Genomic DNA, 24,333 nt, shown 5'->3' on the forward strand with positions numbered 1-24,333 from the left:
GTTCCATCCTGGCCCTGCAAATTCCTTTATATCCTTCTATTTCCACCAGATGTTATCAGCATCCGCCTGCGGCTCCGCTGATACTTCATTCCAACGGAACCGGGTTTCCTGACCGTTAAGCAGCCAGCGGCGCGGACAGGTCGTCTCCATCCAATCCAGGGGTTCCCCGGGTGCAATCGGCGCTGCTGCCAATTCAAAAGCCGAGCGGAGTGCAAGCTGCTGCTCCCGGGTGACGACAGCTGGCGCTGTCGACACGAACAGCGGCGTTCCGCTGCCCGCCAGCAGCTCCAGCCATTGCCGGTTCAGCTCCCACGGCACCTGGTCAGTTATACCAATGCAATCCGCGTCATGGCTGTAGAAGGTTCCATGCTGCGGCATCCGGAAGGCCAGCGTGTTAATGCCCATATAACGCGTCCGCTCCCATAGCTTTCCGCTGGTATCGTCGCCCGTCCGCTGCACTTCAAACAGACCGGCCGACAAATGGCTGATCGTATTGCAGCCGATCACGACGCTGCCTCCGGAAGCTTTCGCCAGCACGCGGTACAGCTCCAGTATAATCTCGGCTGTTGTTTTGGAGCGGTCCTTAAAAGGATGCGGTAAGGCATTTGTCTTCGACTTCATTTCGAAGCCCCACTGGCCCAGTAGATCAAAGGTGGAGAAATCATGCTTGATCAGCTCATAGCCCCAGGATACCATCTCAGAAACCGACTCTCCAATATAGTTCAGCACATCCGGCACGCTGGGGTCCAGAACATTCCCCTTTTTTCCGCTGTATCGGAGCCACTCATCCGGAACCGTCCTACTAGTCAGCAGCGGACGGAACCAGATACCCGGCTTGACGCCAGTGTCCTTCATCTCGCTTGCCAGCCGGTCCATTTCAGGAAAACGGGAATTGCCTCTCCACGGACCTCCGTTGCAGGCACCGCCTCCGCTTACCAGCTGCCAGCCGTCATCGATGACCATGTAGGGACGGTTGACCGTAGAAGACGACAGCGAAGCCATAAATTTGGAATCCTCCAGAATCTCGCCGTGGGAGCTGTTCCCATAAGCGTAATACCAGTTATTCCCTCCATAGACCGGTTGCGAAGGCATTACGGGGTTCTCGCACATCACTGAGCAGAAACGGTTTGCCGCGGCAAACGCGCTTTCTCCCGCGGTCCCCTCATAGCCGACTATCTCCGCCGCCACAAGCTTGCGTCCGCCTAATTGGACGCCTTCACTGCCGCAGCGGACATCCAGAGTCAACGTGATTCCATCCTGATCAAACTGCCAGTGGCAGAGGGAGGCTGTCCCCGTCTTGACCCCGTAACCGCGTGTCACGATGCCGTCATGGGTTAGAAAATACCACGGCATTACCCGTTCCGGCACAATACCGCGCCATTCCAAATCCCCGTAAGCCCGTTCCCAATGGTCGCCCAGAACGGATATCCTCCCGTCCACATTTTGTTTCCAATACAGCCGGACAGTCTTCACCGCAAGCTGCGGCGCCGCAAGAATGACCGCACATGATCCGCCCGCGCCAAGAAGCGTCAATTCAACTCCTGTGCAGCTCCAGACTCCCTCGCCGCTTCGGCTGGCCGTTTGCCAGCCGTTATCCGTTTCAACCAGAACATGATCCGGCTCATTTCCTATCGCTAATGCCATAGCATCCATCTCCCCTATTTTCCTGCTTTTCTTTGAAAGCCACAGTCCCGGTGTTCGGTTTTTTTGCAAAAATCGAACGGTGGTTTGCGGACTTTTGAACTGTCATCCTAAATAGTATAGAATTCTTTCCATAAGGAAGTAATAGCGAAAAGTCTCCTCTCGGAAGACAGATAGTTAACCAATTGTGACATTTTCAATGGGGGTGCGTTATGAACCAACCGACAGAACAGATCTTCACGCATGCCTTCCCCAACCGGAAATCGGAAATTTACCTGTATGGCGCACACACGGGAAAAGTACAGAAATCGTGGTACTGTCAGCGGCATCTCCACCACAGGATGGTGGAGATCAATCTTGTGCTGGAGGGCTGCCAGACAGCCCGCATCGGAAACGAGGAATACAGGCAGCGCGGCGGGGATATGCTGATCATTCCGCCCATGCAGCTGCATGCCTTTAGCGCGGATGAACCCGCACCGCTGCAATATTTTGTCATGCATGTGCAAATGGACGATCCTGTATTTCTGCAGCAGCTCGGCAGCTCCGGCGAGATCTATCTTCCCGTGTGCAGTGCGCTGAATAAACGTCTGCTGCCGGAAGTACAGGCCATTCTGCAGCTGCTGCTTGCCGGAGCCTCCAGAATCTCTGTTTTTCACCGGCTCTATACCTTGCTGGAGCTGCTGGAGGAATCCTTCACCGTTCTTCCGGCCGGTCAGGGGGCGAAGCGGGGAAACAACCTCCCTCTTCTGATCGCCAGGGAAATTGAAACCCTGATTGCGGCTCCGCGCGAAGAGGAGCCTGCCTGGTCGGCAAATTGGCTGGAGGAGATCGCCTCCAGGCTGGGCTTCACCCGCAAGCATTGCTATCGCGTATTCCAGCAGATGTACGGGATGTCGCCGCGTAATTATTTCTCCATTCTCCGCCAGCAGGAGGCCATGCAGCTATTGCTGAATACGCCGGATTCGATCGAGCAGATTGCCCTGCGGGTAGGGTACGATAATGCGCAGAGCTTCATCCGCCAATTCGCCAAGTGGACAGGCTTGACCCCTGGAGATTTCCGCAGGAAACGCAAAAATGATTCCATCTATTTGACCCCGCTGGAGGTCCAATGAATCGTCAAAAAAGCAGTTCTGATAACCGTGCAGCAAAGGTTATCAGAACTGCTTTTTTGCTTGCAGGCATTCCGACAGGTGACGGGAAAATATAAATCTGCTAATTTTTAATAATTATTATAAATTTTTTCTAAAAAATGAGTTTTAAGACCTAGTTTCATGTTTAAATCTATGTTAAAAGGATTACTTTTCACATAAAACTTTTGAACCATATTCATTCATGCATAAACTACATATAAGGGGCGCAACGCTGACTATGACACCTATCTTTGAATTAAACGGATTGTATTTATCTCTCGCGCTGCTGGCAGGGCTTGCGGGTAGCGCCATCATATCCTACGGCCCCGCGATGTTTGCGTCCTTGTGGGGTAGTCTGCTGGATAAAAGAAAACAAAGGATGCTGCTTGCTGTCGCAGGCGCCGCTTGTTTCAGCGTCTCCCATTGTCTGGTTCCTCTGTCCGTCGGGTTTCCGGTCGCTTCGGACTATTACGGCTATCATCTCTTTTTTACACTCGCAGGCTGTTATGTTGCGACCTATTTCGGTTTATGGTTTTCCAGCCTCCCTTGGTACAATACGCTTCAGTTCCTGAAAACCAGCTTTATTGTTGCCTTTACGATTCTGATCTTCGATTATGCCAATACGTTATTTCTGTTCCGGGAACATCTGGTGTGGAAGCCTGAGCTGGTACTGTTGACGATCGCGACGGTCCTCTGCATCTGCTTCTCTGTCCTGCGGATCCTGACCCAGTTGAAACGCAATATGGAGCAGAACCTGAATTCCTGGCTGAGCTTTCCAGGCATGTTTCTGTCCGGGGCGGCTTTATTCGGAATTCCGGTGCTCTGCACCTTCTCGGTGCTGCCCATTGAGCCACCTGGCGCAATGAGTTATGTATATCTGATTCCTTATATCGTGATGCTGTTCATATCCGCAGGCCTTTATGCGATTCCTGATTATTTCAGCGAGCACCGCCAGATGCGCCAAACCAAAAAAATGATTGAGACCGAACAGCATTATATGTCCTTGTACAAGCATAATCCCGATGGCGTGCTGGCCTTCGACGAGACCGGCGTCATTACCAGCATGAATCACGAAGCGGAGCAGATGGCCGCCCAGCTTGGCTACGAGCTGATCGGGACCCGGTTCTCGGATTTGCTGCAAGGCGAGCAGCAGCAGCAGGCCTTGGCGCATTTCGCACAGGTGCTCGAAGGAAACTCCGACTCCATCGAGCTTGATCTGAGCTGCGTGGATGGCTCTGTCATGACGGTACTGCTCACCTCCCTGCCTATTGTCGTCGAACGAAAGCTGGTCGGGGCTTACAGCATCGCCAAGAATATATCCAAAGCCAAACAGGACCAGGCAACGATTCGCCATCTGGCTTATCATGATGAGCTGACAGGCCTGCCTAACCGCCGCGCCTTCAAGGATTCGCTGGAGCACCTGACGGCTCCAAGCAGCGGCCTGACTCCATATTTCTCTATGTTGTTCATTGACCTTGACCGCTTTAAGCGAATTAACGATCTGTTCGGCCATGCGTTCGGCGACCGGGTGATCTCGCAGGCTGCTCATAAGCTCAAGCAATGCCTGCCGGATACCTGCACGATCGCGCGGATGGGCGGCGATGAATTTACGGTGCTCATTCCTCATGAGCGTGACGCAGAAGAGATTCAATTGCTGGCTGCCGCCGTCGTGTCCGAGTTCTCCTCTCCCTTTCAGGTCGGCAAACAAACGGTCAAGCTGTCCGCTTCCGTTGGCATTGCGCGGTTTCCGGATGACGGCCCCGATGCCGATACGCTCATGAGGCACGCGGATAGCGCTATGTATACAGCCAAAGAAAACGGCAGTTCCCAGTATCAGTTCTATGACTCGGTCAGGGATCAGAGCAGCCTGGAGCAAATGATTCTGGAGGATGATCTGGAAGCGGCCGTCGATAACGATCAGCTGCGACTGGTCTATCAGCCGAAGATCGATATCCGCACAGGCGATGTCATCGGATTTGAAGCGCTTGTCCGCTGGCATCACCCGATTCTGGGTGTTGTCCAGCCGCTTAAATTTATTCCGCTGGCGGAGAAAACAGGCATTATTGTTCCTATTGAGCATTGGGTTTTGCGAAATGCCTGCTTGCAGGTGAAGAAGTGGCAGGAAGAGGGGATCCCGGCGGTTCCAGTGGCCGTTAACATCTCGCAGATTCATTTGATGCAGCCGGATATATTTGAGAACATTATCAGCCTCATTACAGAGCTCGAGCTGGATGCAAGTCTGCTGGAGCTGGAAATCACAGAGAGCGCGATGATGCATAAGGAAGACCATGTGATCGAAATTCTGGAAAAGCTGAAACAGGCAGGCATATCGGTGTCTATGGACGATTTTGGCACTGGCTATAGCTCGCTTAGCTATCTCCAGAGCCTGCCCATTTGCTGTCTGAAGATTGACCGTTCCTTTATCCGGAAAATCACGACGGATACCGACAGCAGGGCGATCGCCGAAATGATTATCTCCATGGCCAGACAGCTGGGACTGACAATTGTTGCGGAAGGCGTGGAAACAAAGGAGCAGGTCGCTCTCCTGCGGGAGCTGCAATGCTACAATGTTCAGGGCTTCTATTACAGCAAGCCCGTTTCCGCTGAAGAGGCCATTCTTGACCGCGGGGTTTGGACAGCCTGATCCAGCCGTTTGGTTGAAAATCCTAAAATATCCTTCCTTAACCTCGATGGCTGGATTGAATCTGAAATCGTAAGATTTCAGTTTCGGCATCTATCGTCTGCTGCCGTTGATGCTTTCTCCCTTTACACGTTGAAATCAAACAAGGCGCACCCGCGGGAACGGCCTGTGCGCCTTGTTTTTTTTGGTTTCCCTTGCGTTACATGGTAATTTGCATCCGCGTCAAGGCCCGTTCGAACGAGGTGTCAATTGTATCGTCGCCCGTCACATAACGCCACAGCTGTGCACGCATCACATGATCCAACCGTCCTTCATTCCCCTGCCATTTCTTGTACCCGTTGTCCAGAATATCCGTTACTTCCGGATCGTCGTAGCCATCCGTATTGAACAATCCCCGCTGCGCTTGACCGGGACGCAGCCGCAGCTTGAAGACATAACGCGTATTATCCGTCTGATTCGGCTGCGCGCAGTGCCAGATGCCTTGGTGAACAAAGAACATCGTACCGGCCCGGGAGGCCATTTTCTTCTGTCCCGTAATATTTTTGTAGCGGCCGATACTGAACGTATTGACCCGCCGCAGATGGGATCCCGGCAGAATAAGCGTCGGCCCCATTTCTTCCGGTGCATCATGGGAGAAGTAAAAAGCCTGGATATCGAAGGCATAGGCCCGTGTATCAATAATGGAATCGGCATGCCATTCCTGCGCTTTCCCTACTTTAGGCTTCACGACATGGAGGAAGGAATGATCATAACCGGGCTTGTCGCCAACCAGGCTGCGGATTATTCCCTTTACCTTCGGCAGCTCGAAGACCTGCTGGATATAGCTTGAATCCCGCCAATAACGGTGACTGGCGATCCGTTCCTCCCGCTGCTCGGCTTCAACCTTCTCGTTCAGCTCCCGAGGTACCAGATCCTCGACCAGCAAATATCCGTCCGTAACGAATTGCGCCATTTGTTTGGCGGTCAACAGATGTTCCTTGGCCCATGTGGTCATGAGACGGACACTCTCCTCTCCAATACATATTCATACGGCAGATGACCGGATTCATGTTCTTGTCCCCTGAGGTAGACCGGCAGAGCGGCCGTCTGGATGACAAACCATCCATCACGCATGGCGCCAAGCACGCTGCGGTACGGAGGCTGATTCTGGTCTCCGGTATTCATCTGCTGCTGGTCCTCGGGCAGGGCTGCATCATAAAGCGCCCAGGCTACGATTTCGGATTCCAGATCGGGCAAAAAGGAATGAAGAATAAGAATTTGCTGACGGAGATTGGACATGTTGATCGCGAAGCCTCCCTTATGTTTTCCTGATTTTATTGTAAGCGGCTACACATTCAATCAAAATGGTGTATACTAAGTTTCGCTTATACTATTCTCAGATGACCGCAGCAAGCGGCCCGGGAGGCATGAACGAATGCCGGCAAATCCGCGTTTCTGGAGAGATCTACTGGGGAGGGTTCAAGTGCAGGTTTCGCAGGCTGCCTACACCAAGGTACCGCTTAACTGGCGCGACATGAATCTTGTTCCCTCCTTCAACCGTTTCTACCTGATCGAAGAGGGTGAAGGGTTTATACGGTTCGATAACCGGGAATATTACCCGGTCGAAGGCAATCTGCTGCTTATCCCGGCAGGAGGCAATCAAAGTTATTCCGTTATTAGCGAGCAGACCTACGGAAAATACTGGTGCCATTTTCAGGCTGAAATCGGCACGCTGCATTCGATGTTTCATTGGCTGGAGGCGCCAGTCTGTCTGAAGCTTGGACAAGAGCAGCGGCAGCATTGGAGATCGTTATTTCAACGTCTGATCACGCAATGGAACAGCCCGGATCTCGCTGCCGGCCTGAGAGTCGGGGCTATTGTAGCGGAAATGCTTGCCGCCTACATCGAGCTCTCCGGCAGCGAAGTGAAAATCCTGCAAAATGATTCAAACATCGACAAGCTCAACCGGATCGTTACTTATATGGAAGAGCGGCTGGCCAATAAGGTAACCGTAGAAGAGCTTGCGGCGCTGGTGCATTATCATCCCAATTATTTTATTGAGGTATTTAAACAGTTAACGGGCCAATCCCCGATTCAATACTTGAATGCCAAACGGATTGAGCACGCCCGGCAGCGACTGCAGCTGACGCGTGAGCCCATTTCCGTTATTGCCGAAGAGGTCGGAATGACCCCTTATTATTTCTCCCGGCTGTTCAAGGAACAGACCGGCTATTCCCCGACTGCATACCGGCAGTTCTTTGAGCTGTAGACGGGATTCAGCCGAGATATCGGAGACGAAAGAAGCAAACACCACCAGATTAGAGATAATAAGGCACACTGTCTCAGTATCCGGATAAATCAAAAACAGCCTCTTGTCAGGGTAGACTTCACCGTGGTCAAGAGGCTGTTTGAATTCCCGATAGTAGAAAAATCAGTCCGTTCCCCCTGATATCCGGAAGGAATAAGCTTTCGCTTCCGGCGCCCCTTCAAACAACAGGAGCCAAGAAGAATGTCCATCCGGTATTAGCCGCTGACAGGGGCGGCAACCTCCACCTTAATCGCGCAGGAAACGGTCCGCTGCTCTCCGGGCTCCAGCACCTGCAGTCCGGTCAGCTTGCGGTCGAGCGGCAGATTGAAAGCATTCGTCACGCAGGTATACGGCTCGGGACAGATGTACCCACTTCCGGCGGCTCCGGTGTGAAGTACCCACTGGCGGAAGCTCTCGTCTGCGCTGTAGGTCACGCTGATCCCCGCTGCCCGATCCGTAAGCACAGCCTCATTGGTGACATGATCCGCTGCAAGGAACACATCGTCAAAGGCGACATCTGCCATCGGCATGCCGGCCTGAAGCGAAGCGCTTCGGGGATCGTCAAGCAGACGGCCGGTCGGCATCACCCGATCGTTCAATTCCCAGAGCTGTCCGGCAGGAGCGCTAAACAAACAGGATTCCGGATTTGACTGCTCCCCAAACGGAAAACGAAAGCTGGTATGATAGCCTAACCCCCAAGGGATGGCGGTACCGCTGTCGTTGATAATATCGGCTTCCTGCACGAAGGAATGGCCATCCAGAATAAATCGCATTACAATACGGAAGGGATGCGGGAACTGCTCCAGCACATGCGGTTTATCCGATGAGTCGAATACTGTTTCCAGGCAAATGCCGCCGGCATGCTCCCGCACTCCCGTCATCTGCCAGGCTTCCCTATGCACCAGCCCATGGAGATGGTTATGATGCTTGGGTTCATTGACCGCAAACTGGTAGGACTCGCCCCCGAAAGTGAATGTGCCGTCTTCGATACGGTTGGGCGGGAACAGGACCGGGATACCGAACAGCATCGGATTCTTCTCATAAGCCGCCAGGGAAGGCGGCACGCGAAGAAGATCCGTCTGCGCCAGCTTGCTGCGGAGTGAAACCGCGCGGCTTCCCAAAGCGGGAACGACGATCAGCTCCAAAAATTCATTTTCCAGGCGATAAGCGGTATGGCCCAAAAAATCGATTGTGCCGGTTAATGCTCCGCTCATATCCTTCCCCCTTTCTGCGAGTACACTCATCTAGGCATCCGACCCTCCATGCGCTGCTGCAAGCGGGACTGCCCGTTGTCACCCGCTCCAGAGAACACATGCCGGTCTTCCCTTCAAACCCTGCTAGATATTCTCCACATGCCCTGTTTCCATGGAACGGTGGATAGCGGAGACCAGCCTTGTATTCAGCAGGCCCGCTGCGGCATCCGAGGTTGGCTGCGTATCCAGGCGGATATTGTCGATAAAGGAATTGAGCATATAGCTCGGCGCGGAAGTAAACTGGCCGTTGATCGGCGTTCCAAGCGTATGGACATGCTTGTAATCCGTGACCGCTTTGCGCACCATTTGATCCGCGAGATCGACATACAAGGCGCCGTCCTCGCCGATGATTTCATATTTGAAATCATAAATGAGCGGCATCGATTCGGGCAAAATCCAGCTTGTCGTGAAGGTGGCGTGCGTCTCGTCGTCAAAGGTAACCACCGCTTGAATGGAATCATAGATATCCAGGCCCATGGAGACAAGCTTCTTCTTGGTGCCCACGGCATAAACCTTGACCGGCGTGCTATCCTTGAGCCACAATGCGATATCTGTCGCATGCGGCAGCAGGAACCAGCCCGGCGTGGAGCCTTGGGACCATTTAAGCATTTTGGTCGGTACATAGATCGTATCATTTAACCGGGCGTTAACGGTAATGATTTTTCCAATTTCTCCGTTATCGACGGCTTCTTTGACAGCTACGAAAGGAGAATTCCAGCGGTTCTCGAAGGCAACCAGGCATTTCACGCCTGCAGCCTTGACCGCCTCCAGCATCTCTTCCGCTTCTTCCACAATCGTGGAGAAAGGTTTCTCCACCATAATATGAATGCCTTTGCGGGCGGCCAGCATCACCGGTGCCTTATGCAGAAAATCCGGAGTTGCGATCACAATGGCGTCAAGCTGCTCCTGATTGATCATGTCCTCCACGTCCAGATAACCGGGAACGCCATACTTTTCCTTGCTTTTCGTCAAGGTCGCTTCGTAGGCATCCGCTACTGCAGCAAGCTCCGCATAAGGGTTCTGACCGATCGTATCGGTGAACAGGCTCCCCCGAATTCCCATACCTACAACTCCAAATTTAATCATGTCCACGCACTCCTTCTCGCTAATTTATAATTGATAAATAATCCATAAGCGCAGCGCCCTTCCCCGCCACCAGCGAAGCCGGCGGAATCCGTTTTGGAATCCGCACGCGCAGCATCTTTCCCCGCCAAAAGCCAGCGAAGCGAGCGGTATCCATTCTGGAATCCGGCAAGCGCAGCGCCTAGATGCACCAAAACCAGCGGAGCGGGCGGAATCGTTCTGGAGAAACGACAGTGGTCGCCTTTGTCTCTGGAATTCATCCGATTCATGTTTCACATAATCAAAGAATTCCGGGGACAACAGCGATCGTAAGAATGATCCGCACGCGCAGCATCTTTCCCCGCCAAAACCAGCGAAGCGGGCGGTATCCATTCTGGAATCCGGCAAGCGCAGCGCCTTATTTGACAGCGCCCGCCGTCATTCCGCTTACCAGATACTTCTGCAGCAGCCAGAAAGCTATGACAATCGGAACCGTCGTAATAACCGAGCCGGCCATCAGATAATCCCAATTGACCACATATTGGCCCTGGAAGCTGGAGATCCCGACGGACAGCGTCCATTTGTCGTAATCGCTCAGGAACGTTTGCGCGAACAGGAACTCGTTCCAGCTCGTAAGAAACGAGAAGATCGCCGTAACGACAAGGCCGGGAAGCGTCAGCGGCAAAATAATCCGCAGGAAGGTCATCCAGCGTCCGGCCCCGTCCATCATGGCAGCCTCATCGATCGACAGCGAAATACTGTCGAAATACCCTTTCAGCATCCAGGTACAGAACGGAATCGCAACCGTCGCATAAGCGATGACAAGGCCGATATGCGTGTTCAGCAAGTGATAATCCTTCATGATGATGTACAGCGGAATAATAAGCAGCGATCCCGGCAGCATCTGCGTTAGCAGAATCAGATAACCGATCGTCATTCTTCCGCGATACCGGAAACGCGACATCGAATAGCCGCCCAAGGCGGAGATAATCATCGAGAACACCGTCGTCAGCACCGATACAATCGTTGTATTCCAGAACCAGTTCATGAAATTAAGATTGCTGTCCGCATGTACATTCAGCATAGCTTTGTAGCCGCCCGTATTCCACTTCGTCGGCAGATAATTCAGGGGGCTGCTGTAAATATCGCCCTGCGTCTTCAGCGAGGTGAGAATCATCCACAGAAATGGCGATACGGCAAATAGGGAAATCAGGATCGCACATAGATAAACGATTGGCTGTTTGAGCGATTTCATCCGTTCTCACCCGCTTTCGTGGCGCGCATGTACAGCACCGTGAAAATAACGGAGATGAACAGCAGAATCATGCCACCCGCTGCCGCCATACCGAAGTCAAACGTTTTGAAGCCTGTTTTGTAAATAAAGATACTCAATAATTCCGTAGCCCGGCTCGGACCGCCGCCTGTCAGGACGTACACGATTCCGAAATCCTTGATCGTCCAGACGACCAGAAGCAGGAAAACGACAACCGACACCGGCTTCAGCATCGGAACAGTAATTTTGCGGAATTGCTGAAATAAGCTGGCCCCATCCACCGTGGCCGCTTCATAGAGATCCTTCGGAATGCTCTGCAGTCCCGCAAGCAACATAATGGCGGCAAAAGGAAACCCTTTCCATACATTCACAAACATTGCTGCCCCAAGGGCCGTATTGGAATCTCCCAGAAACGCAACCGGATTGGAGATCATATTCATTTTGAGCAGAACATCGTTAATCACACCATAGCGGTAATCATACATCAGAATAAAGACCAGGCAGGCAACCACCTCGGGCACCGCCCATGGAATAATAATCAAAGCGCGTACAAAAGCTCTGCCTTTGAATTTGATATTGAGCAGCACGGCTGCAGCAAGCCCGAGCGCATATCGGAGAACGACCGTAACGAAAATATACAGAAACGTGACGCCCAGCGAATTGAGGAAGTTGTCGGATTCCAGCACCCGCTTATAATTATCAAGCCCCTGAAAGGGATGTGCCCCTCCAGCAATCGGTTTATTGACGATCCAGTATTGAAAGCTCATCAGAGCCGCCTTGAAAATGGGATATAACAAGACCAATGCCACCGACAAAATCAGCGGCGCAATAAACAGATAAGCGATCCGGTTGTCTTTCAGTTTTTTCAGTTCCCGCTTGAGCAAGGAAGGTTGCGAGTAGCGCGGCTCCGCTGCGGTTGGTTTCATAGGCCCTCCTGTATTTCGTTTATACTTGTGATCGCCCGGCGGGGATGGCCGCCGGGCAATCGAATTATTTGTTGAATGACTCTTTCATCTTGTCTGCCGCTACATCCAGCGCCGCTTTGGCGTCCTTCTTGCCAAGGAATATATCCTGCGCCGCATCCACCATGATTTGCGATAATGCGCCCTGCTCCGGAATAGGCGGGTCCATAACTGCAGGAGCGTACAGGGTATCCTGGAACTCGAAGAATTTCACGGCAAGCGGGTTTTCCTTCTGGTATTCCTCGGTCGCCACAAATTCCTTGTTGCTCGGAATCATACCGGATCCGCTGATAATCTTCTGCGCTTCCGGCGTCGTCATGAATTCAAGGAATTTCCAGGCTTCTTCCGGATGTTTGCTGCCCTTGGAGATCATCGCCACCGATGGATACATGGTCGGGTTCGGCTTGTACTCCTTGCCTTCATACGTAATAACGGGCTGCGCCAGCAGACCCAGATCGTCCATCAGCTTCGCATCGGTTTCCGCTGTCATTCCGATAAACCACGGACCGTCCATGTTCATGGCGGCCTGACCGTTCCAGAACATTTCGCGGCCGACCTTCTTGTCGCGCGTTCCTGGAGGCGTAGCCTTCTCGTTCTTGATGAAATCCTGCCACCAGGTGGCGGCCCAGATATTAGCAGCCGAGTTCACGTTGATATGATCGGCGTCATAAGGCGCGGCTTCGCCATTGGGGAAGAAAATCCCGCCCGATACCGGCCGCGCCACCAAACGCGCCCATTCAGAGGAAACGAAAGGATGCGAGCCGACTACGCTGGCAAAACCATATTGGTCCAGCTTGCCGTCATTATTCGTATCCACGCCCAGCTTGATCGCGGCATTTTTGAAATCCTCCAGCGTTTTGACGCTTGCAGGATCAATGCCCGCTTTTTCGAATAAGGACTTGCGGTAGAAAATGCCTGTCGTACCCCATGCATAGTTGGAGATGGCATAATAGGAATCACCAACCTTGCTCAGATCCTGGCCGACCAATTGGGTTTCGAAATCTTTTCCTTTGATATAAGGATCCAGGTTGACAAATGCTCCCCCGGAGATCAGTGAATGATAGGTGGAAATATTCTCGGGGTACACCTGAACGATGTCGCCTTCCGTACCGGCAATGACCTCCGTCGTCAATTTGTCCCAGAAATTCTCATAATCGGTCCCGTGCACAGTGATTTTGATATTGGGGTTTTTCTCATTAAACGTACTGATGAGTGCATCGATTGCTTTCTTGTGCGGCGCTTCCGCATACAATGAGGTTTCAAACGACAAGGTCACCTGTCCTTCACCTGAACTGCCTTTTGCATCTCCATCATTGGAGCCTCCGCAGCCCGATAAAACCAAACTTGTGAGAATAACCGTTGCAAAAATTCCGGAAAAGCTCTTTTTGAATCTCTTGCTCATTAGCTGCTCACTACCCCTCTTGATTTTGTGTGATCCACATGTATGGTGGCCATGTGACTATTTTTAGCACAGTCATTTACCCTTGTTCAATTAACAGTTTTCACGCATAAACGAATTGTCTTTTTCGATATCCATAAAGTCAAAAAAACCGGATTCAATGCCTCTTCCGCAAGGAATAGCAGCATTTCATGTCCGGTTTTTGGCAATAAACATCTTTCGCAAATAAACTATTTCTCTTTTCGGTAGTCTCCCGGCGGCATGCCGGTCAGTTTCTTGAAGGAACGAATGAAGGAGATCGAGCTCGTATACCCGACCTTCTCGGCAATTTCCTGGACCGAATGGGAGGTTTCGGTAAGCAACTGCCTGGCATGCCGGATGCGCAGATCGATCAGAAAATCGACAAATTTGACGCCAAATTCTTCTTTGAATAGTTTACTCAAATATTTGCCGTTCATCCCAAAAGTATGGCTCAGGAAGTCGAGTGATAAATCCGGATTATGGAAATGGTTCTCAAGATAGGCCCGGACTTCTTTCACCAGATGATGCTGGCTGCTGGATTCCCGCAATGTTTCGATTCTCAGCGCGAACTGCTCCAGCCGGCCGGACCAGAGCGTCTGAATTTCCTCCAGCGTCTCGAAGGACTGCAGTCCCTCATGCAGCCCTGGCATTACTTCCGCTTTCCAGAGATCCTGGTACTCCGTTCCCATTGCGCTGATATTCCGGTTCAGGTAGAACAGCAGGGAATTCAATAAATTGATAATATCCGCTTTGGGCAGATGGCTTTCGGCGACCGCCCGGAATAGATCTGACAGCTGACTGCTCCACTCGCCCTGCGACAGATACAAGGACGAAATGGATTGAACAACCTGCATATGATCATGCAGATTGCCTTTGGACTGCAGCTGATTATGATAGATCGTCCGGTTTGCGCCGTGGACGGTCTTGAACTGGAGTGCCTCAAGCGCCTCCTTATAGGAGTCACGCAGGTTGTCCGGATGTTCCACCACATCGCCAACCCCGATTGTAACGGTGAAATTGAGATTTTCCGCCACCCAGCTCCTTATTTTCTCGAAGGTGGACACAGGAACAGACGCCCCGTCGATCTCGGCCTGCTGAAAGTTCACGATCCCCGTCAATTGATTGGAAGCCGTCCACAAATTCCAGATGCTCCCTGAATCCAGTCCCACTGTTTCATGGATCACGTTGCTGAGCACGAATTTAAAAATGTCTTGATCGCGCGGGCTGTAAGCCTTGGCAAATTGATCATACTTGTCGATTTCGATAATAAAAACCGCCTGCACCCCGAACAGAGGGGAGATCCCGAATTTCTCCACCTGGGCCGCCCATTCGTCAAGCCTGACCTGCCGGGTTCCTTCCAGCAGCTCGTAAAGGAAATATTTCTTCTTCACGCTTAGATCCTCGGCAAATTGGCGTTCGAGATTATGGGACTGCTGGATCATGTTCTCCAGCGCAGAATCAATAAAAGCGAATTCATTGCGATGGCCTTTATCCGTGCTTAAGCGGTGACTGGCAACAAGCTGCAGACGCGAAACAATCAATTCGATCGGCCGATAGTTTTTGCGCGTAATGTAAATCATCCAGGCAATGGCACCAATGACGGCGAGGATGCCCAAGGTAAACCAGATATTATACAGACTCATAATAAAACCGGCGGCTCCGCCCTGGTTAATGCCTGTCTCATATTTCCATCCCGTATAATCGGATTGGTAACGGGCCAGAACTTCGGCTTTGCCATCGGCTGCTTCTCCCTGATCATCCAGCAGACTGACCCCTTGCCGGTCGGTCACCATCATGAAGGTGATTTTCGGGTTATACAGCCTGCTGATCATCGCCTTAAGGGCATCGATTTTGACATTGATTACAATCATCCCTTTATCCTGCGCGAATACCGGGTACCTCCGAATCAGGGTGACAACGCTTGCCTCCTTCTCGGAAGGAAACTCGCGGAAACCCCGCCGGTCCGTCCAGACGCTGTTGCGTATGCTGCGGTTGCTCTGGATGAAGGAGTGGTCCATAAATTGCTTCAGATTATAGGAGGTGCTTTGGCTGAGCACCATCTCATCGTTGAAACGAACCAGATAGACGGATGAAATAAGCGGATTCGTAATGGATAAATCATGAATGGCATTCATGACCTGCACTTCCGAGTACAGGTCCGTGCTGGGCGAAGTGGAGAAGAACCCCTTTAAACTCGGATTGCGCATGATTTCAAAGGTCGTTTTCTCGTCGATGCTCTTGAGCGAGCTGTCCATCAGAATGAGCGCCTGCTGTGCTATGAAATCATTGGCTTTTTCCGTCTCCATGCGGTTCTGCCTGTTGAGGGTTTGAATAAAAATAAAGAACAAAAAAGCCGTGACAATAAAAAACACGGGGATATAGGAGAATAACATCCGGTAGAACCACGATCGATTCATATCTGATCCTCATTTCTGTGGCGTGGGCTGTGCGATAACTTAGGTGATTAAGGATCCCGTTATTAAGGATATGAAAGGTTTATATAGTGTTACATTATATCACACTAACTGTTGGATGCGGACCAAACCAAACCATGAAATAGAGACGGCCAATGGCCGCCTTTCCTATTTAGCTCCAACGCCGTAACGCCGGGCTTTGAAAACGGTCAAAAAAAAAAGCAGCTCTGCGCACTGCATAGCTGCCTCTGATTACGGGTTAAAACTCTCCTTCACCGGAGTCCAGGTTGAACTGCCATTGGACGCCAAACTTGTCCGTCAGGCTGCCATAACATTTGCTCCAGAATGTTTCTTGAAGTTCCATTCCTACTGTGCCGCTTACTTGCAGCTTATCAAATGCGGATTGCAATTCTTCCTTGCTCTCAATCACTACGGCAAGGCTTATATTGTTGCCCAGAACAAACGGCATGCCGGGGAAAACATCCGAAAACATCACCCGGCTCCCATAAATATTAAGCCGCGCATGCATGATCATGTTTTTCGCTTCCTCGGGGAGAGGATATTCAGGACTGGGCGGCGTTTCTCCAAAGGTCATGATTTTGGGTTCTTCCAATCCAAAAACCTGTGCATAAAATTGTACGGCTTCGCGGCAATTTCCATTAAAATTCAGATAAACATCAACAGACATTGGGTTCACTCCCCTGTTTTAGGCTTATTTCTTTCCATTCTACATCATTTCACATATCGCCATCAATCAACCCTGCATCCCTGAAATGAATGGCAGCCGATCACTTGTATCTTTGGGCAAAATCTTGTATTATCATTTCATATAATGATAATGGTGATTAGAGAGGATCATGATCATGACAAAAATGGATTTGCTTTTTCATCCCATTCGAATGCGGATTATCCAGAAATTGCTGCTGGGCAAACCAATGACGATTGCGCAGCTTGCTGAGACGCTTGGCGATATTCCCCAAGCCACCTTATACCGTCATATGAAAATTCTGCTTGATGGGGATCATGTGGAGGTCGTCGATACCAACAAAGTTTCCGGGACGGCGGAACGCATATTTTCAATCAAGAAGGAATCCCTGCTGATTCCCGAGAACGAGGTGGAGGCCACTTCACAGGAGGACAATGTCCGGCATTTCTCGGTCTTTCATACCAATCTGCTCCAACAGGCGACATCGTATCTCATGGAAACATCGCCCCAGCAGTACAAGCAGGATGGTTTTGCCTACTGGCAAACCCCGCTGCATCTGACGGACGAGGAATTCCAGGAACTTGTTCGATCCATTAACGAGTCGATGGAGAAAGCTTTTCAGCACCAAAAAACATCCGAGCGCACCACCAGAATGTTCTCCGGCATGTTTATTCCGCAAAAATAACGGCACCAAGACAGAAATGGGGGAAACTTCCTATGCATATCGGTTACAACATCGGATTTAACGAGTTAAAGGACTGGCTGCCGCTGCTTTTGCCACTGCTGATCCTGCAGCTGATCCTCATAGCTGTAGCTATGCGGGATTTATTAAGAAGCAATCATAGCAAGGAAACTAAATGGATCTGGGCATTTGTTATTGTTTGCGTATCGCTTTTCGGGCCCGTTTTATATTTCGTCATCGGGAGGAGGGGACAATAATATGATCATGCTTCAAGTGAATCATCTTCGTAAACAGTATGCGGACAAAGAAGTCATTAAAGACATTGATTTTCAAATAAACCAAGACGAATGCGCTGCGCTCCTGGGTCCTAACGGGGCGGGTAAAACAACCATTATCAAAATGCTGTTAGGCATTACAAAACCATCAGGCGGCGAAATTCTGTTTGAGGGACATCGTCAGGATAAAATACGTCATTTTATCGGGTATTTGCCGCAGCATCCCACCTTCTATCCGTGGATGACGGGAAAGGAATTGCTTGCTTTCATGGGCGGCCTCTCAGGTATAGACAAGCCAGCCTTGAGTCATCGAATGAGCGAAATGCTCGAATTGGTGGGGCTCAGCAAGGATGGAGACAAACGGATCGTTACTTATTCCGGCGGGATGAAACAAAGATTAGGCATCGCCCAGGCCCTTATCCATGAGCCCAAATTGCTCATTATGGATGAGCCGGTTTCCGCTCTCGACCCGTTGGGCCGCAGAGATATGCTGGAACTGCTTAAAATGATAAAAAAACAAACGACGATCCTGTTTTCGACGCACATTCTGCATGACGCAGAAGAGCTTTGCAATAAAATATTTATTTTGAATCAGGGTCAATTGCTGGTTAATGGCTCTATTGATCAAATCCTGCTTCAAAATCAGCAGCCTATTTTTATTATTCAAGCTCCCCACGCGAATGAATGGGCTCCCCAGCTTGTTAACCCTGCGGTTGTCGAGTCGATTACGCAAAACGAGAATCTGGTCAAAGTGCGGGTGAACCATATCGATCAGGGAAGAAGCTGGTTATTGGACACTATTCACCGCCTGAAGCTGCCCATCCAAAAATTCGAGCTGGTGCAGGAAAGTCTGGAAGACATTTTCATGAGGATGGTGAAATGAGAAATGAGCATGCGGCGATGGTCCGTTTTATTAAAAAAGGAATGGCTGGAAGCCAATAGAAGCTATAAATTACTGTGGCTGCCGGTCGTATTTGTCTTATTGGGCATGATGCAGCCTCTTACCACTTATTATTTGCCGCAGATTTTGCAAATCGCCGGCGGTCTGCCTGAAGGTATGAACCTCACCCTCCCTTCGTATACGGCAGCGGAGGTATTGTCTTCCACCTTGACCAGCCAATTTGACCAAATGGGCTTGATCATTATGGTGATCGGTATGATGGGACTCATCGTATCGGATAAAAACAACGGGATGCTGACGTTTATTCTGACACGCAACACCACACTTGCCGAGTACTTGATGAGCAAATGGATCAGTCAAGCCGTTATAGTCGCGGCGGCAATCGTTTCCGGCTTCATCGTAGCCTGTTTCTATACTACTTACCTGTATGGCTTCGTATCATGGGGCCGGATTGCGGCCGGACTGGGCGTTTATTATGTTTGGTTCCTGTTTATCTTGACGTTGACCCTTATGCTCGGCGCCGTCTTTTCCAGATCCTCTGCTGTGGCCGTATTAGGGATTGTAATTCTGATTCTTATGAGAGCCTCCACCGCTTTCCAGACAGAATTTCAAATGTTCAATCCGGCTTATCTGACCAATCAGGCGGTCAGCATCATTACAACCGGTGATGCGCTTCCTCACCTGCTGATAACCGCGGCGGCAGCTTTAGTTCTCATCCTGGTTCTCCTATTTTGTTCCTTCTCTTATTTATCACGAAAAGAACTGCCTTCCATGTGAGTTGTCGCAAATGAATCGCAGGCTTAATAAATGTTAGATGCGGTCTCATCGCCGGAAGCTGGATTATGATGCGGTCACTTCGATCCATTTTGCCAGGACCTGTTCAAGCTTTTCTTTCTTCGCTCTCACATCCTGCATATCGGTGAATGGTATGAATGCCCTGTCGCGGTCCAGCCACTCCAGCAGACCGGTGGCGTCATCAAACAAAGGCTCCTTCCCGGTGCCCTCCCGTACCTTGGGCCCGCAATGAAAGATCAGCCGGAAAAATCCTTTGCCGTGCAAATTAAATGTCACTCGATCCTCATTATGGATACAGTAGCTGGGAGCATTCCATTTGATATGCTCCGTAAGCTCTTTACTGGATGCCAATATAATGTGACGGACTTCCTCTATTTCTTTCTTGAGGGGATGCTCGAGCTTATTCATAAACTCTTCCACCTGCGGCCGCACCGGCTGCCTCTTTGGCTTTGCCTCACCTGCTGCGAACGACAATCCTTTGGCCATTAGAGCGCTGCGCAGTGGATCCATTGCTTTTGGACCCATGCCATGCAGCTTCAAAACCTCCTGTTCGCTCGCCTTCGCGAGCAGCTCCAACCGTCCATAACCCGCGCCTATGAGGGCTCGTCTTGCCGGTTTGCTGATCCCGCCTGGAAGATCGCTCTCCATTTCAATTGAAGCGTCTGCTGCCATTGAACATTCTCCTTTACTAAGCAGAGTTTCTTTCATCATAACATGAAGTATAGATGACAGTTTATTATGGATTGCGCAAAATGACAGTGACGGTCAGCAAATAAATAGGGCTGCCAACAGGACTGGGCCGCTTTGGCGGACTGCGGTTTTCCGGCGCAACGTTTCACAATCAACGCTGCGGCTGTAATTAAGAGGTGAAATAAGCTAAAATAATAATTATTTCTTATTACCGAAAGAGGAGCGATACTGATGTCTGAGGACGATAAACGTCGAGAACGGCCCAAACTGAAAGTCATCCATTTCGATAAAGACCAGCAATCGCTAGTCGAGACCGAACAACCCCAATTAACCTTTGACGATGTAGGCGGACTTGAAGAGGTCAAGCAGAATATCCGGATGAATTTCGTGCTTCCGCTGCAGCAGCCCGAGATGTTCGAAGCCTTCGGCAAACAGGCCGGAGGAAGCCTGCTGCTGTACGGACCTCCCGGCTGCGGCAAAACCTTCCTGGCGCGCGCGGTTGCCGGCGAGATCAATGCGAACTTCATTCATCTGGAGCTGCAAGCCATTCTATCGATGTATATAGGCGAAAGCGAGCATAATCTGCATGACCTGTTTGAGAAAGCCCGGGAGGAAAAGCCTTGCGTGCTGTTCATCGATGAGCTTGACGCTCTCGGCGGGAGCCGGCACCAGATGCGTCAGCATCATGAGCGGATGCTGGTCAATCAGCTGCTCCTGGAGCTGGACGGATTGGAATCCTTTAATGATCAGGTGTTCGTTATCGGAGCGACCAATACGCCCTGGTATTTGGACACGGCCCTCCGCCGCCCTGGCCGCTTCAATCAGCTCTCCTTTGTTTCACCGCCGGGCGCTGAGGAACGCGCCACCATTCTACAGCTGAAGACAGCCGGTAAACCGCAGCAGGATCTCGACATCCGCAAGATTGCGGGCGCGACCTCTCATTTCTCCGGGGCGGACCTGAACCAACTGGTCGACGAAGCTACGCAGCTAGCGCTGCACCGGTCTCTGAAAGCCGGCAGTATACAGCCTATTACCAACGAGGATTTGACGCAAAGTCTCAAAAACCGCAAACCGACCACGCTGGAGTGGTTCCAAACGGCCAAAAATTACGCCACCTTCAGCGATTCCAATAAAGATTATCAGGTTGTCCTGGATTATATGAAGCAGCACCGGCTTCGCTGACAGGAGGTGGTGCGGACATGATGCTGGCTGAAGAAATACGATCCCGGACCCTGCAGAAAATCTATCAGCTGGTCTCATGGGAACGCTACAAGGAAGCACTGGCTGAAGCCGAGGATTGGGTCCGGCATTCTCCCGACGATTCCGTAGCCCTGGGCGCGCTGGCGTTTGTTTATCAGTTTTCTGATGCGGATAAGGCGCTTTACTGGTGCGGCGAAGCCTTAAAGCGCGATCCTGAATTAGAGCTTCCCTGGCGGATTATGCTCGCCTTTGCCTATGAACGCAAGGATTGGAAGGAATTTATAACCCTTTGTTCAGAAATGCTGCGCATGTTTCCGGAGCAGGATTATATTTACCGGCTTAAAGCGCAGTATATGCTTATTCAAGGCAAGTTCGAAGATGCCCGTCTCTTAACGGAGCAGGCGGTAAAGTTGAATTATTCGGCAATTAATTATGCCGTACATGCCTATGCGCTTGCATTAACGGGCAAGCATGATGCCTCCCGGGCTTCGGAGGCGACTGCGCTACGGGAGGAACCCGAGAATGTTGAGGTCCTCCTGTATACGGGCTGGGCGGCGGACCGCCGCGGCGAGTATAAAGCAGCCGTGGAGCGGATGAATGCCGCTGTCCGCCTTGACCCCACCAACAAGCAATCGCGCGAGGAATATTTGAAAATGCTGCAGAAATCCTATTGGTTCTACCGGGTTCTGCTGCTGCCGCGGTTTATCAGCCGAATGCGCAGATGGCAGGTGCTGCTTATTTGGGTGGCCGCCTTTATTCTGTTCAGGCCGCTGTTGCTGCTGTTCATCCTGCTTCATGTGATGTCCTACTGGACAAGTAAATGGCTGGTACATATCAAAGTATTTGGCTTCCACCGGGCTCCTCCGAAGCGCGGGAAATAGTCTTCCGCTCGAATACCCCGTCGCCCGTCAGCGGTATCATCCTCTGGTGAGTAACGGGGTATTTTATTTGCTCTCTTTAAATTGAACAGCCGGGACTTTCCCGCTTTTGCTGCCAGCTCCCGGGCAAGGGGCTGATCAATTCTGCTTCGTTTCAGTTATTCGTTTCCACTTTTTCCGTTATTCGTTTCTTTGCGCTGTAACGAAAAAGCAGCCGAATCAGCGGAGGCACCGCGAAAAAGATAAAAAAGGTACGGAACAATTGATACCCGGCTACCATCGAAAGGTCGGCGTTGATCTCATGGGCGATAATGCCCATCTGATCCATTCCGCCCGGAGCCAGGCTCAATAATCCTGTCGAGATGGAGACCGGCTGAAGCCAGGTCAGCAGATAGCTGAGCAGGCAAGTTCCGGCCAGCAGCAGGCCCCCGCCTCCGATAGCCAGAGACAGTGTACGCATCATCCGCGGCAATTGAGATGGCCTCAGCAGCAGACCGACATACGTTCCAATCAGCAGCTGTGCGGCATTGATCAGCAGCGATGGAAGCGCCGGCCCATGCAGGCCGGTCAACTGAATGAGCGCCGTTCCTATAGCTGGCCCCAGGAGAACAGCCGTCGGAAATTTGATTTTATTTCCTGCAACCGCGCAGATCACGCTTACGGCTGCAAATAGAAGCACATCCGGAAACACCCCGCTCCAGCTTGCCGATTCGGCAGATAGCGGCCCCGAATCAGCGGTATGGGTCTGACCGATGACGGAGCTGAAGATGATGACAGGAATACACAGGACGATCATCATTAACCGGATGACCTGCGTGACGGTAACAATGGTGATATTGACCCCTTTGGTCTCCTCCGCCAAAGCGATGACCTGCGTCAGTCCGCCTGGAATACAAGCAAGCAGCGCTGTTTGGTAATCAATGCCGGACAGCTTGCATACGAGGTAAGCAATGCCTGCGCACAGCGCCAGCAGGAGCACCGTCATCAGCAGCATAGTCGGCAGCTGCCGCGACATTTCGCGCAGGGCGGCAGCCGTCAAGGACAAGCCGATGGTATAGCCGACAATGACCATTCCCGTATTCCGGAACAGACCTGGCCACTCATAGCGGTCCTTCAGCAGATTGGAACCAATCAGGACGGCAATCATCGGGCCAAGCAGCCAGGGTATCGGCGTATGCAGCAGCTCGAATAGCATCCCGCCGGCAATAGCCGTGACCAATGCGATTGTAATCTTTGAGCTGTTCCCTTTATTCATGTATGTACCTCTTCTGTTGGGATATTCGCTCCGTGTAATCTACGGAATGAGTTCATGTATCCATGCGGGATACATCATCAATAAGTATACGATAAATCTCCGCGATATTGGTCGGCATATCAAAGAAGACAGCGAAGACCGCTGCCCTTTCGACTTATTGTTTAACTTCCCAATTATCTAATCTTGCTAATTCAAGGGTAGGGTTGCTTTTGTTTTTTAGCCAAGTCAGGGCTTGCATGACTAAAGGAGAACTATTTTCAGGAGATAAAATGTTAATATCTACCCACTCGGATCCAATGGAATCATTGTTTTGCATATCCGTACAATATATCAGTTCTCCACTTAAATATTCAATTTCGTAGTATATTGCAATGTGGTGAATATGCGTTGTGCCACGTTTTTCTAACTTATAGGGAATAACATAATCGAGCACACCGAGATTTCCGATAATGTTAAAACTTATTCCTGTCTCTTCTTTAAGTTCCCTTCGAAGTGCATTTACCAATGACTCATTGGGTTCAACTGTCCCACCTGGCAGATCATACCGATTCATATAAGGACCGCCGTTTTTATTAATTAACAAGATTTTTCCTTCATGAATACAAATTCCATATACACCCAAATGTCTATGCCAAATCTCTTCCATATTATCCCTCCCAATTGATAACTGTACTGTATTCAAATGCAATGTCAATCCATTTCCATTAACACGAAGGAGATTGATTTCTTTGATTGAATATTGCTTTGTGAATCAGGAAAAAGGACCTCTTCCCACTTAACAGTGAGTCGTGTGGTCCTTATCGCTTAATAATTGGTTGTTCCCATTTGTACGAATACTTCTGGGACAGCCCATAATTGAATTACTAAA

The 24,333-nt window shown here is 50.8% G+C and carries 23 protein-coding genes; 9 read left to right on the top strand and 14 right to left on the bottom strand.

All coding sequences use genetic code 11. The features are described from left to right. Positions 1 to 36 precede the first annotated feature (36 nt). Positions 37 to 1,644 (bottom strand): alpha-amylase family protein, encoded by a 1,608-nt coding sequence (locus tag IEY46_RS24020; RefSeq protein ID WP_188995809.1) that lies wholly within the window; start codon positions 1,642 to 1,644, stop codon positions 37 to 39. 209 nt (positions 1,645 to 1,853) lie between these two features. On the opposite strand from IEY46_RS24020, the gene IEY46_RS24025 reads away from it, so the two are divergent. After that, positions 1,854 to 2,753, top strand: a complete 900-nt coding sequence (locus IEY46_RS24025; protein ID WP_188995811.1) for a helix-turn-helix domain-containing protein — start codon at positions 1,854 to 1,856, stop codon at positions 2,751 to 2,753. 256 nt (positions 2,754 to 3,009) lie between these two features. Next, on the top strand, positions 3,010 to 5,415 hold the full coding sequence (locus tag IEY46_RS24030) for a putative bifunctional diguanylate cyclase/phosphodiesterase (RefSeq protein ID WP_188995813.1): 2,406 nt from the start codon (positions 3,010 to 3,012) through the stop codon (positions 5,413 to 5,415). Positions 5,416 to 5,611: 196 nt separating this feature from the next. Here the strand turns inward: IEY46_RS24030 and IEY46_RS24035 are convergent, their stop codons facing one another. Together IEY46_RS24035 and IEY46_RS24040 are read right to left on the bottom strand one after the other, a co-directional pair. Beyond that, entirely contained in the window at positions 5,612 to 6,406 is a 795-nt protein-coding gene (locus tag IEY46_RS24035) for a phytanoyl-CoA dioxygenase family protein (protein WP_188995815.1), read from the bottom strand. Next, positions 6,403 to 6,690 (bottom strand): hypothetical protein, encoded by a 288-nt coding sequence (locus tag IEY46_RS24040; protein WP_188995817.1) that lies wholly within the window; start codon positions 6,688 to 6,690, stop codon positions 6,403 to 6,405. The genes IEY46_RS24035 and IEY46_RS24040 overlap by 4 nt, the downstream gene beginning before the upstream one ends. A 136-nt stretch (positions 6,691 to 6,826) precedes the next feature. Between IEY46_RS24040 and IEY46_RS24045 the strand changes: the two genes are divergently transcribed. Next, complete coding sequence (locus IEY46_RS24045) at positions 6,827 to 7,660, top strand: AraC family transcriptional regulator (RefSeq protein ID WP_188995819.1); 834 nt, start codon at positions 6,827 to 6,829, stop codon at positions 7,658 to 7,660. A 254-nt stretch (positions 7,661 to 7,914) separates the two neighbouring features. Here IEY46_RS24045 and IEY46_RS24050 read toward each other — a convergent pair whose 3' ends face one another. From IEY46_RS24050 to IEY46_RS24085, 8 genes are all read right to left on the bottom strand, one after another. Beyond that, complete coding sequence (locus IEY46_RS24050; RefSeq protein ID WP_188995821.1) at positions 7,915 to 8,913, bottom strand: aldose 1-epimerase; 999 nt, start codon at positions 8,911 to 8,913, stop codon at positions 7,915 to 7,917. A gap of 123 nt (positions 8,914 to 9,036) precedes the next feature. Next, positions 9,037 to 10,038: a Gfo/Idh/MocA family protein gene (locus tag IEY46_RS24055; RefSeq protein WP_188995823.1), complete on the bottom strand. Its 1,002-nt coding sequence runs from the start codon at positions 10,036 to 10,038 to the stop codon at positions 9,037 to 9,039. Beyond that, positions 10,035 to 10,304 (bottom strand): hypothetical protein, encoded by a 270-nt coding sequence (locus tag IEY46_RS24060; RefSeq protein WP_188995825.1) that lies wholly within the window; start codon positions 10,302 to 10,304, stop codon positions 10,035 to 10,037. Before IEY46_RS24060 ends, IEY46_RS24055 begins: the two co-directional genes overlap by 4 nt. A 128-nt stretch (positions 10,305 to 10,432) precedes the next feature. After that, positions 10,433 to 11,269 (bottom strand): carbohydrate ABC transporter permease, encoded by an 837-nt coding sequence (locus tag IEY46_RS24065; protein WP_188995828.1) that lies wholly within the window; start codon positions 11,267 to 11,269, stop codon positions 10,433 to 10,435. Then, positions 11,266 to 12,213, bottom strand: coding sequence for a carbohydrate ABC transporter permease (locus IEY46_RS24070; RefSeq protein WP_188995830.1), 948 nt, complete (start codon positions 12,211 to 12,213; stop codon positions 11,266 to 11,268). Before IEY46_RS24070 ends, IEY46_RS24065 begins: the two co-directional genes overlap by 4 nt. 64 nt (positions 12,214 to 12,277) lie before the next feature. After that, positions 12,278 to 13,651, bottom strand: a complete 1,374-nt coding sequence (locus tag IEY46_RS24075) for an ABC transporter substrate-binding protein (protein ID WP_188995832.1) — start codon at positions 13,649 to 13,651, stop codon at positions 12,278 to 12,280. A gap of 227 nt (positions 13,652 to 13,878) precedes the next feature. Next, complete coding sequence (locus IEY46_RS24080) at positions 13,879 to 16,086, bottom strand: helix-turn-helix domain-containing protein (protein ID WP_188995834.1); 2,208 nt, start codon at positions 16,084 to 16,086, stop codon at positions 13,879 to 13,881. A 256-nt stretch (positions 16,087 to 16,342) separates the two neighbouring features. Beyond that, the gene (locus IEY46_RS24085) at positions 16,343 to 16,771 is read right to left on the bottom strand and encodes a VOC family protein (protein ID WP_188995836.1); all 429 of its coding nucleotides are present in this window, start codon (positions 16,769 to 16,771) and stop codon (positions 16,343 to 16,345) included. 175 nt (positions 16,772 to 16,946) lie between these two features. Here IEY46_RS24085 and IEY46_RS24090 point away from each other — a divergent pair, with 175 nt between their 5' ends. The 4 genes from IEY46_RS24090 to IEY46_RS24105 are packed head-to-tail and all read left to right on the top strand — an operon-like array spanning position 16,947 to position 19,424. Next, the gene (locus tag IEY46_RS24090) at positions 16,947 to 17,474 is read left to right on the top strand and encodes a helix-turn-helix domain-containing protein (protein WP_229750491.1); all 528 of its coding nucleotides are present in this window, start codon (positions 16,947 to 16,949) and stop codon (positions 17,472 to 17,474) included. Positions 17,475 to 17,506: 32 nt separating this feature from the next. Beyond that, positions 17,507 to 17,728, top strand: coding sequence for a PLD nuclease N-terminal domain-containing protein (locus IEY46_RS24095; RefSeq protein WP_188995840.1), 222 nt, complete (start codon positions 17,507 to 17,509; stop codon positions 17,726 to 17,728). Between the two features lies 1 nt (position 17,729). Continuing rightward, complete coding sequence (locus IEY46_RS24100; RefSeq protein ID WP_188995842.1) at positions 17,730 to 18,629, top strand: ABC transporter ATP-binding protein; 900 nt, start codon at positions 17,730 to 17,732, stop codon at positions 18,627 to 18,629. Positions 18,630 to 18,632: 3 nt separating this feature from the next. Then, positions 18,633 to 19,424 (top strand): ABC transporter permease, encoded by a 792-nt coding sequence (locus IEY46_RS24105; RefSeq protein WP_188995844.1) that lies wholly within the window; start codon positions 18,633 to 18,635, stop codon positions 19,422 to 19,424. A gap of 63 nt (positions 19,425 to 19,487) precedes the next feature. Here IEY46_RS24105 and IEY46_RS36930 read toward each other — a convergent pair whose 3' ends face one another. Next, on the bottom strand, positions 19,488 to 20,114 hold the full coding sequence (locus IEY46_RS36930; RefSeq protein ID WP_308422833.1) for a DUF1801 domain-containing protein: 627 nt from the start codon (positions 20,112 to 20,114) through the stop codon (positions 19,488 to 19,490). A 249-nt stretch (positions 20,115 to 20,363) separates the two neighbouring features. On the opposite strand from IEY46_RS36930, the gene IEY46_RS24120 reads away from it, so the two are divergent. Beyond that, positions 20,364 to 21,314 (top strand): ATP-binding protein, encoded by a 951-nt coding sequence (locus IEY46_RS24120; RefSeq protein WP_188995846.1) that lies wholly within the window; start codon positions 20,364 to 20,366, stop codon positions 21,312 to 21,314. 17 nt (positions 21,315 to 21,331) lie between these two features. Continuing rightward, a complete protein-coding gene (locus IEY46_RS24125; RefSeq protein WP_188995848.1) occupies positions 21,332 to 22,213 on the top strand; it encodes a tetratricopeptide repeat protein in 882 nt (293 codons plus the stop codon). Between the two features lie 151 nt (positions 22,214 to 22,364). On the opposite strand, the gene IEY46_RS24130 is transcribed toward IEY46_RS24125, so the two are convergent. Beyond that, positions 22,365 to 23,465, bottom strand: coding sequence for an AbrB family transcriptional regulator (locus IEY46_RS24130; protein WP_188995850.1), 1,101 nt, complete (start codon positions 23,463 to 23,465; stop codon positions 22,365 to 22,367). Positions 23,466 to 23,619: 154 nt separating this feature from the next. Beyond that, entirely contained in the window at positions 23,620 to 24,111 is a 492-nt protein-coding gene (locus IEY46_RS24135) for an NUDIX hydrolase (RefSeq protein ID WP_188995852.1), read from the bottom strand. Positions 24,112 to 24,333 lie beyond the last annotated feature (222 nt).

The sequence above is a fragment of the Paenibacillus nasutitermitis genome (assembly GCF_014641075.1).
Taxonomy (GTDB): domain Bacteria; phylum Bacillota; class Bacilli; order Paenibacillales; family Paenibacillaceae; genus Paenibacillus_Z; species Paenibacillus_Z nasutitermitis.

What these genes read in the sequence shown, in the direction of transcription:
- IEY46_RS24020 (WP_188995809.1), bottom strand. Translation starts at nt 1,644, where the DNA reads ATGGCATTAGCGATAGGAAATGAGCCGGATCATGTTCTGGTTGAAACG.
- IEY46_RS24025 (WP_188995811.1), top strand. Translation starts at nt 1,854, where the DNA reads ATGAACCAACCGACAGAACAGATCTTCACGCATGCCTTCCCCAACCGG.
- IEY46_RS24030 (WP_188995813.1), top strand. Translation starts at nt 3,010, where the DNA reads ATGACACCTATCTTTGAATTAAACGGATTGTATTTATCTCTCGCGCTG.
- IEY46_RS24035 (WP_188995815.1), bottom strand. Translation starts at nt 6,406, where the DNA reads ATGACCACATGGGCCAAGGAACATCTGTTGACCGCCAAACAAATGGCG.
- IEY46_RS24040 (WP_188995817.1), bottom strand. Translation starts at nt 6,690, where the DNA reads ATGTCCAATCTCCGTCAGCAAATTCTTATTCTTCATTCCTTTTTGCCC.
- IEY46_RS24045 (WP_188995819.1), top strand. Translation starts at nt 6,827, where the DNA reads ATGCCGGCAAATCCGCGTTTCTGGAGAGATCTACTGGGGAGGGTTCAA.
- IEY46_RS24050 (WP_188995821.1), bottom strand. Translation starts at nt 8,913, where the DNA reads ATGAGCGGAGCATTAACCGGCACAATCGATTTTTTGGGCCATACCGCT.
- IEY46_RS24055 (WP_188995823.1), bottom strand. Translation starts at nt 10,038, where the DNA reads ATGATTAAATTTGGAGTTGTAGGTATGGGAATTCGGGGGAGCCTGTTC.
- IEY46_RS24060 (WP_188995825.1), bottom strand. Translation starts at nt 10,304, where the DNA reads ATGAATCGGATGAATTCCAGAGACAAAGGCGACCACTGTCGTTTCTCC.
- IEY46_RS24065 (WP_188995828.1), bottom strand. Translation starts at nt 11,269, where the DNA reads ATGAAATCGCTCAAACAGCCAATCGTTTATCTATGTGCGATCCTGATT.
- IEY46_RS24070 (WP_188995830.1), bottom strand. Translation starts at nt 12,213, where the DNA reads ATGAAACCAACCGCAGCGGAGCCGCGCTACTCGCAACCTTCCTTGCTC.
- IEY46_RS24075 (WP_188995832.1), bottom strand. Translation starts at nt 13,651, where the DNA reads ATGAGCAAGAGATTCAAAAAGAGCTTTTCCGGAATTTTTGCAACGGTT.
- IEY46_RS24080 (WP_188995834.1), bottom strand. Translation starts at nt 16,086, where the DNA reads ATGAATCGATCGTGGTTCTACCGGATGTTATTCTCCTATATCCCCGTG.
- IEY46_RS24085 (WP_188995836.1), bottom strand. Translation starts at nt 16,771, where the DNA reads ATGTCTGTTGATGTTTATCTGAATTTTAATGGAAATTGCCGCGAAGCC.
- IEY46_RS24090 (WP_229750491.1), top strand. Translation starts at nt 16,947, where the DNA reads ATGACAAAAATGGATTTGCTTTTTCATCCCATTCGAATGCGGATTATC.
- IEY46_RS24095 (WP_188995840.1), top strand. Translation starts at nt 17,507, where the DNA reads ATGCATATCGGTTACAACATCGGATTTAACGAGTTAAAGGACTGGCTG.
- IEY46_RS24100 (WP_188995842.1), top strand. Translation starts at nt 17,730, where the DNA reads ATGATCATGCTTCAAGTGAATCATCTTCGTAAACAGTATGCGGACAAA.
- IEY46_RS24105 (WP_188995844.1), top strand. Translation starts at nt 18,633, where the DNA reads ATGAGCATGCGGCGATGGTCCGTTTTATTAAAAAAGGAATGGCTGGAA.
- IEY46_RS36930 (WP_308422833.1), bottom strand. Translation starts at nt 20,114, where the DNA reads ATGGCAGCAGACGCTTCAATTGAAATGGAGAGCGATCTTCCAGGCGGG.
- IEY46_RS24120 (WP_188995846.1), top strand. Translation starts at nt 20,364, where the DNA reads ATGTCTGAGGACGATAAACGTCGAGAACGGCCCAAACTGAAAGTCATC.
- IEY46_RS24125 (WP_188995848.1), top strand. Translation starts at nt 21,332, where the DNA reads ATGATGCTGGCTGAAGAAATACGATCCCGGACCCTGCAGAAAATCTAT.
- IEY46_RS24130 (WP_188995850.1), bottom strand. Translation starts at nt 23,465, where the DNA reads ATGAATAAAGGGAACAGCTCAAAGATTACAATCGCATTGGTCACGGCT.
- IEY46_RS24135 (WP_188995852.1), bottom strand. Translation starts at nt 24,111, where the DNA reads ATGGAAGAGATTTGGCATAGACATTTGGGTGTATATGGAATTTGTATT.